Consider the following 12192-nt stretch of genomic DNA (forward strand, 5'->3'; position numbering starts at 1 on the left):
TTGATCTCCCTCATCGGATCGTGGACAGCAGTGGGGTTCGGGGTCGACGGGTGAGTTGTTCGAGCAGCAGGACGGCGGCCAGGAACACCAGGCCCACGCACATCGCACCGACGACGTAGGCCCAGGCCCGCGGATAGGCGGTGTTGGCCGCGGCGGAGGTGATCCGGCTGCCGAGTCCGTTCTGCAGGCCGCCGAAGTATTCGGCGATGATGGCCGCGATGACCGCGCCGGGGGCCGCGATCCGCAGTCCGGTGAACAGGTGCGGCAGCGCGGCGGGCAGGCGCACGGTGCGGGTGATCTGCCATCCCGACGCGGCGTAGGAGGTCATCAGGTCGGCTTGCACCTTCGGCACCTGCCGCAGTCCGCGAGCGGTGCTGACGAACACCGGGAAGAACACGACGATGGTGACCACGAGCCGTCGCGGTGTCTCGGTGGTGGTGGAGTACATCGAGTTCAGCAGTGGTGCCAGCGCCACGATCGGCACCGTGGCAGCGGCGGCGGCCAGCGGCGTGAGCAGCCCGTCGATCACGCCGAATCGCACCGCGAGAACGGCGGCGGCCAGGCCGAGCACCGTCCCGGCGACGAACCCGATCAGCGCGTTCGTGCCGGTGGCGAGCGAGGCGTCCAGGATCCGGCCCGCGTTCTCGACGAACTGAGCGGCGATAGCGCTGGGCGCGGGAAGCAGGAACGAGGGCACGCCCGCCACCACGGTGAGCACCTGCCACAGCGCGAGGGCGACGATGCCGACCAGTACCGGCGGCAGCCAGGTCTTCATCACAGATCCCGTCCGGCCACGGCGGTGTCGTCGTGCTCGCCGCGCAGAGCCGCGCGCACCGCGGCGACGGCGGCGAAGAACTGCGCGGACGCCCGGACATCGGTGCCCGCCTCGCGATCCCAGCCGCCGGTCGCCACGATGTCACTGATCCGGCCCGGTCGTGCGGACAGCACCACCACCCGGTCCGACAGGTACACCGCCTCGGGAATCGAGTGGGTGACGAACACGACGGCGGCGCCGGTCTCCCCCGCGATGCGCAGCAACTCGCCCTGCATGCGTTCCCTGGTCATCTCGTCGAGCGCACCGAACGGTTCGTCCATCAGCAGCAGCGACGGTGTGCGGGCCAGCGCGCGGGCGATCGCGACGCGCTGTTGCATGCCGCCGGACAGTTCGGCCGGATACCGGTCGGCGAACTCGCTGAGCCCGGCCATGGCGAGCAGTTCGGCACTGCGCGCCCTGCGCTGCGCCTTCGGCACCTTGTGCAATTCCAGGGGCAGTTCGACATTGGCCGCGACCGTGCGCCAGTCGAGCAGACCGGCCTGCTGGAACGCGATGCCGTAGTCCTGATCGATCCGTGCCTGCCGCGCCGGCTTGCCGTGCACAGTGACACTGCCGCTGCTGGGCGTCTCGAGATCGGCGACGATCCGCAACAGGGTGGACTTGCCGCAGCCGGAAGGTCCGATGAGCGAGACGAATTCGCCCGCCGCGACGGTGAGCGAGACATCGGACAGTGCCGTCACCGCACCAGCGGCGAAGGTCTTGCCGAGATGGCTCAGCTCGACCGCGGCCGAGACCGGTGACCCCGGGCTGCCGGGTTCGGCGACTGAGGTGGTCATGGGTACTTCTTCCTGAAACGTTGTCGTGGAGAGTGTTTCGGCGGCGCTCATCAGCCCTCGCTCACCGTGCCGGTGCCCGGCGGGTGGCTGTAGCGGCGTAGCGCCAGCTCCACCAGACCGACCAGCGCGGTGAGGACGACGCCGAGCAACGCGGCGGCGAGCACGGCGGCGTACAGCCGGGCCGCATCGCCGGTGGCCTGTTGGGAGAACACGATGATCTGGCGCCCGATCCCGCCCGCGGTGCCGGTGGAGATCTCGGCGACGACCGCGCCGATCACCGCGGCCGCCGCGGCCAGGCGCAGCGCCGGAATCAACGAGGGAACAGCGGCGGGAAACCGCAAGCGCGTCAACGTCGCCCACCACCCGGCCGAACAGCTCCGCATCAATTCGACCGAGGCCGCCGACGGCGCCTGCAGCCCGCGCAGCATCCCGATGGCGATCGGGAAGAAGGCGAGATAGGCCGCGATCACCACGATGCTCATCCACGGCCGCCACGGCTCACCGCCGATGGACAGTTTGCCGCCCCAGACCGCCACCAGCGGCGCGAGCGCGATCAGCGGAACCGTCTGTGACAGCACCACATACGGCAGCAGGCCGCGTTCGAGCCAGCCGAACCGTTGCATCGCGACCGCCAGCGCCACTCCGACCACCGCGCCCAGCAACAACGCGAGCAACGACAGACCCAACGTGAACATCGCCGTGCGCAGCAGTGTCGCGCCGACGGTGCCTTGACCGTCCGCGTCGCCGAGCACGGTGAACACCGCCCAGACGTGCGGGAGCGCGCCGTCGCTGGTGCGAGGGAGTACTCGGGTGCCCGCGATGCTCACGCCGTCGGCGGGCACCAGCACCTTCACCAGCTCCCAGATCACCGCCACGAGCACGAACGCGCTCACCCCGTAGACCGCGCGCAGCAACCGGGTCCGACCCGGCGTGGAAGCTCGGATCTTCTGCGGCACCACAGCTGTCGCCGGATCGATGGTCCCCGTGGTCACCGGCGCACTCCCACCGGCAATTGCCCGGCGATCATGACAGACCGGCCGCTCGGATCGCGGTGACCTGCCGATTCAGCCGCGGCAGCACCTGCTCGCCATAGGCCTCGAGCGTGGCCGTTTTGGCATCGTGCTGCAGATACACCGCGAACTGGCCGACGCCGAGCTGCTCGAGCTCCCACAGCCGGGCGAGCTGCTCGTCGGGGGTCCCGATCAGGCAGAACCGGTCCACGATCTCGTCGGGCACGAAATCGGCATGCGTGTTGCCCGCCCGCCCGTGCTGGTTGTAGTCGTAGCCCTGCCTGCCGGCGATGTAGTCGGTCAGCGCCGCTGGAACATCGCTGCCCGTACCGTATTTCGCGACGATGTCGGCGACGTGGTTGCCGACCATGCCGCCGAACCAGCGACACTGGTCACGGGCGTGTTCCAGGGCGGCCTGCGATCCGTCGGTGACGTAGGCGGGCGCGGCGACACAGATCTTCACCGACAGCGGATCTCGGCCTGCCGCCGCTGCCGCCGCACGCACCTTGCCGATGGTCCATGCGGTGATGTCGGGGTCGGCGAGTTGCAGGATGAACCCGTCGGCGACCTGCCCGGTGAGCTCGAGGGCCTTGGGCCCGTATCCGGCCACCCACACCTCGAGCCGCGAATCGGCGGCCCACGGGAATCGCACCTCGACGTCACCGACGCGGGCGCTGCGACCGTTGCCCAGTTCCCTGATCACCTCCACCGATTCGCGCAGGGTGGCCAACGTCGTCGGCTTGTTCCCGACGGTGCGGACCGCCGAGTCACCGCGCCCGATGCCGCAGATCGTGCGGTTACCGAACATCTCGTTGAGCGTGGCGAACACGGACGCGGTCACCGTCTGGTCCCGGGTGGCCGGGTTGGTGACCATGGGCCCCACGGTCACCTTCCGGGTGGCGGCCAGGATCTGGCTGTAGATCACATAGGGCTCCTGCCAGAGCAGGTGCGAGTCGAAGGTCCACACGTGCGAGAACCCGTGGGTTTCGGCCACTCTGGCCAGTTCGATCACCCGCGACGAGGGTGGTGTGCACTGCAGGACGACTCCGATGTCCATCGGCACTCTCCGTTTCGGCAGTTGGTTTCTACAGCAGGTTCTGTGACAGGCCGCGCCGGAGGAACCGGCCGTGCCCGGCGCGGCCGTGGTAGGCGCCGCCGTCGACGATCACCCGGCCGCGCGACAGCACCGTGTCGACATGACCGTCGATTTCGAAGCCCTCCCACGCCGAGTGGTCCATGTTCATGTGGTGGGTCTTGCCGAGGCCGATGCTGGTGTGTCCGTTGGGGTCGTAGATCACGACGTCGGCGTCGGCACCCGGGCTGATCACGCCCTTGCGCGGGTACATGCCGAACATCCGGGCCGGGGTGGTGCAGCAGACCTCCACCCACCGTTCGCGCGAGATCCGCCCGTCCTTGACGCCCTGGAACAGCAGATCCATCCGGTGCTCGACCCCGCCGATCCCGTTCGGGATCTTGCTGAAATCGCCCACACCGAGTTCTTTCTGGTCCTTCATGCAGAACGGGCAGTGGTCGGTGCTCACCGCGGTGACGTCGCCGGTGCGGATGAACCGCCACAGCTCGTCCTGATGCCCCTCGGCGCGCGAGCGCAGCGGTGTCGAGCAGACCCACTTGGCACCCTCGAAACCCGGTGCGCCCAGCTGTTCTTCGAGTGAGAGGTACAGGTACTGCGGACAGGTCTCGGCGAACACGTTCTGGCCGTTGTCACGCGCGGTCACGATCTGCTGCATCGCCTGTTTCGCCGAGACGTGCACCACATACAGCGGGGCACCGGTCAACTGCGCCAGCATGATCGCGCGATGGGTTGCTTCTTCTTCCATCTGCCACGGACGGCTGGTGCCGTGGAAGTAGGGCGAGGTGTCGCCGCGCGCGAGGGCCTGTTCGACGAGAACGTCGATGGCGATGCCGTTCTCCGCGTGCATCATCATCAGCGCACCGAGGTCGCCCGCGGACTGCATGGCGCGCAGTATCTGGCCGTCGTCGGAGTAGAAGACCCCCGGATAGGCCATGAACAGCTTGAAGCTGGTGACGCCTTCGCTGACGAGTTCGCTCATCCCCTTGAGGGATTCGTCGTTGACGTCGCCGATGATCTGATGGAATCCGTAGTCGATCGCGCACCGCCCCGCGGCCTTGCCGTGCCATTCCGCGAGGGTGTCCTGCACCCGCTGGCCCGGTTTCTGCACCGCGAAGTCGACGATCGTGGTGGTGCCGCCCCAGGCCGCTGCCCTGGTCCCGGTTTCGAAGGTGTCGCTGGCCTCGGTGCCGCCGAACGGCAGCTGCATGTGTGTGTGCCCGTCGACACCGCCGGGGATCACGTACTTGCCGGTCGCGTCGATCACCGTGTCCGCGTCGGCCGCGAGATCAGCGCCGAGCGCGGTCGAACCCGGTTGCAGGACAGCGACAATCGTCTCGTCGTCGATCAGCACGTCGAGGAGCTGGGAACCGGTGGCGCTCACCACCGTCCCGCCGTGGATGAAGGTGCGCATCAGGGGTTCACCAACGGTCCGTAGGCCTCCGGGCGACGGTCGCGATAGAACGCCCATCTCTCGCGCACGATCTTGATCAGATCCATATCGAGATCACGGACAACCAATTCCGGCGAAGTATCGGAGGCGACCTCACCGACGAACTGCCCCTCGGGGTCGACGAAATAGCTCGTGCCGTAGAAGTCGTCGTCGCCGTATTCGCTCTCGATGCCGACCCGGTTGATCGCACCGACGTAATACTCGTTGGCCACCGCCGAGGCCGGCTGCTCGAGTTTCCACAAATAGCTGGAAAGCCCCCTCGACGTCGCCGAGGGATTGAACACGATTTCGGCACCCGCGAGGCCGAGCGCTCGCCAGCCCTCTGGGAAATGGCGGTCGTAACAGATATAGACGCCTACTCTGCCGACCGCGGTGTCGAATACCGGCCAGCCGAGATTGCCCGGCCGGAAGTAGAACTTCTCCCAGAATCCGGTCACCTGCGGGATGTGGTGCTTACGGTATTTGCCGAGGTAGGAGCCGTCGGCGTCGATCACAGCCGCCGTGTTGTAGAGCAGCCCGTCCATCTCGCGCTCGTACACCGGCAACACCATCACCATGTTCAGCTCGGCGGCCAGAGCCGAGAACCGTTCGGTCGTCGGGCCCGGTACCGATTCGGCGTACTCGTAGAACTTGGTGTCCTGCAGCTGGCAGAAATACGGGCCGTAGAACAACTCCTGGAAGCAGATCACCTGCGCACCCTGCGCCGCCGCCTCCCGTGCGTAGTCCTCGTGCGCCGTGGTCATTGATTCTTTGTCACCGGTCCAGGTGGTCTGGACGAGCGCCGCTCTGACGATTCCCATGCTTTGTTATACTGCACCTACAACTGATTCTGTTGTGTTACAAGAGCGCGGAAACAGTTTCGGTGCCGTAAACGTTGGCGTGCACCACGGATCGGCCGCGCAGTACCCCGCAGAATGAGTCCATGACCGAAGCCTCGCCGACCGCACTGCCCGCGGACTTCGCCGGGGACCTCGACGAGCGAACCGCCGCCGGGATCGCCGCCGCGATCGGTCGCCGCATCCGCTCGGGCGCACTCGCTCCCGGTACCCGGCTGCCCACCGTGCGCGAGGTGGCCCGCGAACTCCGGGTGTCCCCCGCCACCGTCAGCCAGGCCTGGCGCGCGCTGGCCGCGACCGGCGCGATCACCGCGCGCGGGCGGGCGGGCACGTTCGTCGGCGAGAGACTGCAGACGCCGATCGGGCGGTATCAGCGCCTGCACTCGCACTCCGACAACGCCTTTCGCGTCGACCTCTCGCACGGCACCCCCGATCCGGCGCTGCTGCCCGACCTGGCCGCCGCCTTGCACGCGCTCTCGCGCGATACCGCGCCGGGCGATCTCTCGGCGCATTATCTCGGCGAGGCGGTGCTGCCCGCACTCGCCGAGGCGCTGCGTGCCGACTGGCCGTGGCCGTGCGAACGGCTGACCGTCCTCGACGGCGCCCTCGACGCGGTGGACCGGCTCCTCGCCGCACACGTGCGCTTCGGTGACCCGGTGATCGTCGAGGATCCGTGCTTCCCGCCGTTTCTCGATTTGCTCGCCCGCCTCGGCGCGCGCCCGATCGCCGTCCGCCTCGACGAATCCGGCTTCCGGCCCGAGGAATTCGCGCGCGCGTTCGACGGACCGGCGCCGCGCGCGGTGATCCTGCAACCGCGCGCCCACAACCCGACCGGCGCCTCCCTCGGCGCGGCCAGAGTCCGCGAACTGGCGGCGATACTGCGCTCGTACCCCGCGCTGATCATCGAGGACGACCACTCCGCGGGCATCGCGACCACCCCGCTGCGCTCCCTGGCCGCGCGATTCCCCGATCGCGGGGTCTACATCCGCTCTTATTCCAAGTCCCACGGCGCCGATCTGCGGCTGGCCGTCGCGGGTGGGCCCGCGGCACTGCTGGATCCGGTGGTCGAACGCCGGATGCTCGGGCCCGGGTGGTCCAGCCGGCTACTACAGCGCGTGCTGTTGACGATGCTCCACGATGCCGGAGCGCGCGCCGCCGTCGCGGGCGCGCGCCTCGAATACCGCAGGCGCGCCACCGTTCTGCGCCGCGCGCTGGCCCGCCACGATGTCGTCGTGGCCGCGGGCGACGGCATCAATGTCTGGCTCCCGGTCTCCGACGAGAACGCCGCGATGATCAGCCTCGCCGCCGCGGGCATCAAGGCCGCGCCGGGCGGCCCGTTCGAAGCGGGCGAGCAGCCTGCCGGCGACCATCTACGTCTGACGCTGGGCGCACTCGGCGACACCGATATCGCCTGGCTCGCCGCCGAGCTCGCCGCCGCGGCGACCGCCACCCCGACCTACCGCCGCATCCGCAGATCCTGAACGCTGATCACGCCTGGCACGGCGACGGCCTGGTGGGGCAGGGCTGGGCCCGCCGCACCCCGGCCGCCGGCCCACTCCGTCCACCGCTTCCGACGGGCGGCCGTGCGCGGTCACGTTGTGGCGCTACATCTCACGCAGGTCGGTCCACAGTTGCGACCACGGTCGCACCGGCAGTTCGCAGCGCCAGATCGTCACATCACGGGTGGCACCCGCGTAGCCGAGCCGGGCGTCGGCCCGGCCGATCGGCGTCACCGATCCGAAGTGCGCGCGCAACTCCTCGTGCTGCGCGCCGACATAGACCACCGTGGACGCCGAATCCGGTGGAGTGCCGAGATAGCCGTACCCACGACTCGGGCTGTACACCGCGGGCCAGCCGTACTGCTGCCGATATGTCTCGAGTGCCCCTGCTTGCCAATAGGATTCGGCGACGATCACCGCGTGCGCGCGCTCGGCCGGTGACAGTGTCCGGTACGCGAGGTCGGTGGACGAGGCCAGGTCGGACCAGCCGAACTTGCCGTGCAGCAGCAGGTCCGCGCCACCGGTGCTCGGCGGGATCGAGGACTCCGGCTGCCAGGGCAGCGACCACGCGGCGAGCGCGACCGAGAGCCCGATCACCGGAACCGCGGCGATCCGCTGCCACGTGGCCCTCGCCTCGACCAGCCCGACCGCCCCGGCCGCCATCGCGATCGGATAGATGCCGACGGCGTAGTAGGGCCGCCCGCCGGTCGCCACGAACGCGACCACGAGCAGCACGACCACCAGCCCGAAGAACCGGTAGGGGCGAAGCGATTCCGCACGGAACAACCGGATCGTGCCGTAGACCAGCAGGATCGCGCCGAGCAGCCCCGCCGCGAGCAGTGCGACCGGCACGAAGATCAACCGCCCGCCGATCATCTCCTGCTCGGCGCTGACCACGCCGCCCATCGCGAGCTGTGGCCATCCGTTCGCCGCCTGCCACAGCAGGCTGGGCACCATCGCGACCGCGGTGATCGCGGCGCCGATCCACAGCGCGGGCCTGCGCACCAGCTCACGGGGCCCGTAGGCGAGCACGCTGATTCCGACGCAGATCCAGAAGAACGGGATGAGCCATTTGACCTGCATGTCGATCGCGGTGACGATGCCGGCCCAGATCAGCAACGCATCGGCGCGAGTCCGCACCCAGCGCACGAGCAGCCAGGTGATGAGCACCCACAGCGGCCCGTCGATCGCATTGGTCGAGAGCTGGCTGCCCTGCACGAGCAGGAACGGTGACGTCGCGTAGGCGGCCGCGCTGATCAGCTGCGCGCCCCGCCCGCCCCCGAGCTCCCGTGCGATCGCCGCGGCGAGCACGATGCCGGCCACGGTGACCACCAGAGCCGGAAGTCGCAGTGCCACCAGCGAACCCGGTGCGAGCCAATCCATCGACCGGGCGATCAGCGGCACCAGCGGGCCCTGGTCGGCGTAGCTGACCGCCAGGTGATGGCCGCCCGCCGCGAGGAAGTACAACTCGTCGCCGAAGAATCCGTACTGCCCGAGCACCGCGAACAAACCGATCGAGGCCACCAGTGCGATCGCACCGACGCCGAGCGTGGCGAACGACGGAACCTCCCGCGCCACACTGGGTTCCGTGGATACCGCAGTAGTCGTCATCGGTCGTCCTTCCTGGTCACCGCGTCGTACATCCGGATGAGGTGCGTGCGATACCGGCGCACATCGAAATCGGGATCTCGCACCGCCCGGACGGCGACGCCGTCGATCGAATCGCGGATCAGCCGCGCGAGCACGGTCGGATCGAAGTCACCGAACTCACCGGTGCGCTGCCCCTCGGCCAGCGCCGCGGCCAGCGGGGCGATGATCTCCCGCTCACCGTCGGCGGTGTCGAATCGCAGCGTGCCGTCCGGGCCGCGCACGTTGAGCACGATATCGCCGACGGCGGCCACGTAACTCTTGTTGTCGTCGATGAATTGCAGATTCGACGACAGGTAGGCGTGCAGGGCCGCCCGGTAGCCGTCGGCGATCGCCGCGGTGAGAATCGGCGCCATGAACTCCGATCCCGAGACGTAGAGCTGGGTGACGACTTGCGACATCAGCTCGTCTTTGCCGTCGAAATGGTAGGAGATCACCCCCTTGGAGATCCCGGCACGCTCGGCGATCCGGGCCAGAGAGGCGTTGGCGTACCCGAGTTCCGATACGACCTCGACGGTGGCGGCGATGATCTGCCGCCGTCGCGCCTCCTCGATGAACGAGCGGTGTTGCCCATCCGGCTTGTTTTCTGGCCGCATGGTCAGAATTTAGCACGAACGACCTGAAAATGCGCCCTAGATGACGTCAGCCTGGGACGATGCGGCAGAATGAGGAATCCCTCCCGCGGAAAGGCAGCAGTGGTGACGCTCGACACGGCCCTCGACGACGCAATCGGTCGCATCCCGGCGCACTAGCGACCGACCTCGGCGTCGGGCATCGCGTCGATGCACCCGAGTCACCAGCACCGTCGATCACCGGGAGAGCCCGTGTCCACCATCGCATGGACCGAAGAGCACAGTCAGCACACCGCCGTCTGGCATTCGGAGAACGGCGCGCCCGCGCCGCGCACCGTCACCACCGCCGACGACCGGCTCTCGGCCGATCACGCGTATCGCCGCATCAGGGCCGGTGAGGCACTGCTGTGGCAGGGCGATTACAACAATGGTCGCCAACTGTTACAAGCGCTGGGCCGGCGCGCCGATCGCAAGCCGGCGAGGAAGCCCGCAGGCGGTGATCTCGGCGCGCTCTACGAACACGAGCGAATCCGAAGGCGCACCCGGGCGGGCATTCTCGGCAGTCTCCTGATCCGGCTGGGCAAGGGCTACGAGCTCGATCTGCGCCGGGCTCCCGACGTGGCGGCGGCGTGCGAGGCGGCGTACGGTCCGGCGGACGCCGAACGCGTGGTCGCCTTCACCGAGCTCCTCGGTGTGGTGAGCGCCTACCGGTGGCAGCAGCAGGGTGTCGAAGTCCCCGCGCTCGGAGCGCGGGTGTACCCCGGATACGGCGTGTTCTCGCCCACCCGAAGCGAATACGTCGATCTCGTCGCCGACGCGCCACTGGATCCCGAGATCCGCACCGCGTTCGATCTCGGTACCGGCACGGGCGTGCTGGCCGCGCTGCTCGCCACCCGCGGCGTCCCCGAGATCGTCGCCACCGACATCAACCCGCGGGCGTTGCGGTGCGCGAAGGACAACGCCGAACGGCTCGGCTTCGGCCGGACGATCGCCGTGACCGGACCCACCCTGTACCCGCCCGGCCGCGCCGATCTCGTGGTGTGCAATCCGCCCTGGCTGCCCGGCGTACCGACGTCGGACCTGGAACGCGGTGTCTACGACCAGGATCAGTCGATGCTCACCGAATTCGCCCGCGACCTGCGCGCGCACCTCACCGCCCACGGCGAGGGCTGGCTGGTGCTGTCCGACCTCGCCGAACTGCTCGGCCTGCGCCCGCCCGACCACATCCCCCGCCTGCTCGACGACGCGGGCCTGTCCGTGCTCGGCAAGCTCACCACGCGGCCGCGCCATCCCCGCGCGACCGATCGCGACGACCCTCTCGCCGCGGCCCGCACCGCCGAGACGACCACACTGTGGCGGTTGCGGACTCGCTAGCGAAAGCACAGGATTCTGTGTCGATCACACGACGAGCGGACCGGATCCGGTGGTCTGTCCCCACGCGAGCCGCTGCGGCTGGCAGGATGCGCGGTACATCGTCCGGCAGCACCGCTCTCGAGGAGATCCCGCCAAGGTGACCAGCATTTCGCAGGACCGACCCTTCATTCGCGCGCTCGTCGGCGTCGGCATCGCCGCGGCCGCCCTGGTCGCACTCGCCCCCGCCGCGCAGACCGCACCGGTGCGGCAGGCAGTGATCCCCGGCTGCGCACCCGCCGCGGCGGGTCAGCCCAACGGCAAGCAGTGGCCCACCGAACCGGCACTCACCATCGACACCGCGGCGAGCCACACCGCCACCCTCGACACCACCTGCGGCGCAGTCACGATCGCGCTCGATGCCGCCGCTGCCCCGCGCACGGTGAACTCGTTCGCCTTCCTCGCGAGCGAGGGCTACTTCGACCACACCCGCTGCCACCGGCTCACCACCCAGGGCATCTTCGTGCTCCAGTGCGGCGATCCCACCGCCACCGGCATGGGCGGCCCCGGCTACAAGTTCACCGACGAGAACCTCGCGGGCGCCGTCTACCCGGCGGGCACCGTCGCGATGGCCAACGCGGGCCCCGGTACCAACGGCAGCCAGTTCTTCCTGGTCTACCGCGACACCCAGCTGCCGCCGAACTACACCCCCTTCGGCACCATCACCGAGGGCCTGGACGCGCTGACCAACGTCGCCAACGCCGGTGTCGCGGGTGGCGGCGCCGACGGCACCCCGGTGGCCGATGTGGTCTTCAACGCCGTGACCACCACACAGGGCTGATCCACGACGAGGGCCGCGCCTCCCGTTTCGGGAGACGCGGCCCTCGTCGCAGCAGGCTGGTTCGATCAGCCGGCGCTGATCGAACTGAACAGGTTCTGGATGGTCTGCAGGATGATCTCGGTCAGCAATTCAGCGGCGGAACCGGCCATGACAACGCTCCTCGTAAGTCCTCATCAGGTGAAACGAACAAGTGAAGCGTGCCCTATTCACTTGCCGCCGCGCAGCGTTTCGGTGAAAAAAAGTGCACAGAAACGCGAAGGCCGCGCCCCACGGGGACGCGGCC

At 68.8% G+C, this 12192-nt stretch carries 11 protein-coding genes; 3 read left to right on the plus strand and 8 right to left on the minus strand.

Going from position 1 to position 12192, the window contains the following annotated elements; genetic code table 11:
• Nucleotides 1-10: 10 nt before the first annotated feature.
• The 6 genes from ACWFRF_RS06730 to ACWFRF_RS06755 are packed head-to-tail and all read right to left on the minus strand — an operon-like array spanning nucleotide 11 to nucleotide 5964.
• On the minus strand, nucleotides 11-775 hold the full coding sequence (locus tag ACWFRF_RS06730; RefSeq protein ID WP_452449141.1) for an ABC transporter permease: 765 nt from the start codon (nucleotides 773-775) through the stop codon (nucleotides 11-13).
• Nucleotides 775-1611: an ABC transporter ATP-binding protein gene (locus ACWFRF_RS06735; protein WP_452449142.1), complete on the minus strand. Its 837-nt coding sequence runs from the start codon at nucleotides 1609-1611 to the stop codon at nucleotides 775-777. Before ACWFRF_RS06735 ends, ACWFRF_RS06730 begins: the two co-directional genes overlap by 1 nt.
• Before the next feature lie 50 nt (nucleotides 1612-1661).
• The gene (locus ACWFRF_RS06740; protein ID WP_452449143.1) at nucleotides 1662-2603 is read right to left on the minus strand and encodes an ABC transporter permease; all 942 of its coding nucleotides are present in this window, start codon (nucleotides 2601-2603) and stop codon (nucleotides 1662-1664) included.
• Nucleotides 2604-2634: 31 nt separating this feature from the next.
• Nucleotides 2635-3678 (minus strand): TIGR03842 family LLM class F420-dependent oxidoreductase, encoded by a 1044-nt coding sequence (locus ACWFRF_RS06745; protein WP_452449144.1) that lies wholly within the window; start codon nucleotides 3676-3678, stop codon nucleotides 2635-2637.
• 28 nt (nucleotides 3679-3706) lie between these two features.
• Nucleotides 3707-5125 (minus strand): dihydropyrimidinase, encoded by a 1419-nt coding sequence (gene hydA / locus ACWFRF_RS06750; protein WP_379313813.1) that lies wholly within the window; start codon nucleotides 5123-5125, stop codon nucleotides 3707-3709.
• Nucleotides 5125-5964, minus strand: coding sequence for a nitrilase-related carbon-nitrogen hydrolase (locus ACWFRF_RS06755; protein ID WP_379313812.1), 840 nt, complete (start codon nucleotides 5962-5964; stop codon nucleotides 5125-5127). The genes hydA and ACWFRF_RS06755 overlap by 1 nt, the downstream gene beginning before the upstream one ends.
• Before the next feature lie 122 nt (nucleotides 5965-6086).
• Between ACWFRF_RS06755 and ACWFRF_RS06760 the strand changes: the two genes are divergently transcribed.
• A complete protein-coding gene (locus tag ACWFRF_RS06760; RefSeq protein WP_387443282.1) occupies nucleotides 6087-7481 on the plus strand; it encodes an aminotransferase-like domain-containing protein in 1395 nt (464 codons plus the stop codon).
• A gap of 123 nt (nucleotides 7482-7604) precedes the next feature.
• Here ACWFRF_RS06760 and ACWFRF_RS06765 read toward each other — a convergent pair whose 3' ends face one another.
• Both ACWFRF_RS06765 and ACWFRF_RS06770 read right to left on the minus strand, forming a co-directional pair.
• Nucleotides 7605-9110 (minus strand): ArnT family glycosyltransferase, encoded by a 1506-nt coding sequence (locus tag ACWFRF_RS06765; RefSeq protein WP_379317299.1) that lies wholly within the window; start codon nucleotides 9108-9110, stop codon nucleotides 7605-7607.
• The gene (locus tag ACWFRF_RS06770; RefSeq protein ID WP_452449145.1) at nucleotides 9107-9742 is read right to left on the minus strand and encodes a TetR/AcrR family transcriptional regulator; all 636 of its coding nucleotides are present in this window, start codon (nucleotides 9740-9742) and stop codon (nucleotides 9107-9109) included. Before ACWFRF_RS06770 ends, ACWFRF_RS06765 begins: the two co-directional genes overlap by 4 nt.
• Nucleotides 9743-9970: 228 nt before the next feature.
• Here ACWFRF_RS06770 and ACWFRF_RS06775 point away from each other — a divergent pair, with 228 nt between their 5' ends.
• Together ACWFRF_RS06775 and ACWFRF_RS06780 are read left to right on the plus strand one after the other, a co-directional pair.
• Nucleotides 9971-11092, plus strand: coding sequence for a methyltransferase (locus ACWFRF_RS06775; protein WP_379317599.1), 1122 nt, complete (start codon nucleotides 9971-9973; stop codon nucleotides 11090-11092).
• A gap of 136 nt (nucleotides 11093-11228) precedes the next feature.
• Entirely contained in the window at nucleotides 11229-11909 is a 681-nt protein-coding gene (locus tag ACWFRF_RS06780) for a peptidylprolyl isomerase (RefSeq protein ID WP_379317597.1), read from the plus strand.
• Nucleotides 11910-12192: the final 283 nt, after the last annotated feature.

Source organism: Nocardia sp. NPDC055165, from assembly GCF_053606985.1.